Source organism: Micromonospora sp. S-DT3-3-22, from assembly GCF_015354745.1.
Classification (GTDB): domain Bacteria; phylum Actinomycetota; class Actinomycetes; order Mycobacteriales; family Micromonosporaceae; genus Micromonospora; species Micromonospora wenchangensis.
The window spans coordinates 1-1063 of the sequence record NZ_JACGMO010000264.1 but is presented as its reverse complement, the minus strand read 5'-3'; the positions used below and the strand labels follow the sequence as shown (position 1 = coordinate 1063).

Genomic DNA, 1063 nt, shown 5'->3' with positions numbered 1-1063 from the left:
GTCAGTCCTTGAGGAGTTGGCGGGCCATGACGATGCGTTGGACCTGGTTGGTGCCTTCGTAGATTTGGGTGATCTTGGCGTCGCGCATCATGCGTTCGACGGGGTAGTCACGGGTGTAGCCGTAGCCGCCGAGGAGTTGGACGGCGTCGGTGGTGATCTCCATGGCGGCGTCGGAGGCGAAGCACTTGGCGGCGGCGCCGAAGTAGGTGAGGTCGGCGTCGCCGCGTTCGGACTTCCCGGCCGCGGCGTACGTCAGTTGTCGGGCGGCTTCGAGTTTCATGCCCATGTCGGCGAGCATGAACTGGACGCCCTGGAACTCGGCGACGGCTTTGCCGAACTGCTTGCGCTCCCGCACGTAGCCCTTGGCGTAGTCGAGGGCGCCCTGGGCGATGCCGATGGCCTGGGCGGCGATGGTGACGCGGGTGTGGTCGAGGGTGCGCATCGCGGTGCCGAAGCCGGTGCCGGGCTCGCCGATGATCCGGTCGGCGGGGATACGGACGTTGTCGAGGTAGACCTCGCGGGTGGGGGAGCCCTTGATGCCGAGTTTCTTCTCGGGTGCGCCGAAGCTGACGCCGGGGTCGGACTTCTCGACGACGAACGCGGAGATGCCCCGGGACCGGGCGGTCGGGTCGGTCACCGCGAACACGGTGTAGAACTGCGACACCCCGGCGTTGGTGATCCACCGTTTCACGCCGTTGAGGACCCAGTGGTCCCCGTCACGTACCGCCCGGGTGGTCATCGAGGCCGCGTCGCTGCCGGCCTCGGGCTCGGACAGGCAGTACGAGAACATCGCCTCACCCGCCGCCACCGGAGTCAGATAGCGCCGGCGGAGTTCCTCGGACCCGGCCAGCAGCAACGGCATCGTGCCCAGCTTGTTCACCGCCGGGATCAACGACGACGACGCGCAGGCGCGGGCCACCTCCTCGATGACGATCGCGGTGGCCAGGGCGTCCGCGCCCGCGCCGCCGTACTCGACGGGGATGTGCGGGGCGTGGAAATCGGCGGCACGCAGCGCGTCGTACGACGAGGTGGGGAACTCCCCGGTCTCGTCGGCCTCGGCCGC

Annotated in this window: 1 protein-coding gene; it reads right to left on the bottom strand. The window is 69.0% G+C overall.

What is annotated here, in order from left to right:
• Window position 1: 1 nt before the first annotated feature.
• A partial coding sequence (locus H1A17_RS34045; RefSeq protein WP_194823813.1) for an acyl-CoA dehydrogenase family protein occupies window positions 2-1063 on the bottom strand: 1062 nt, incomplete at its 5' end.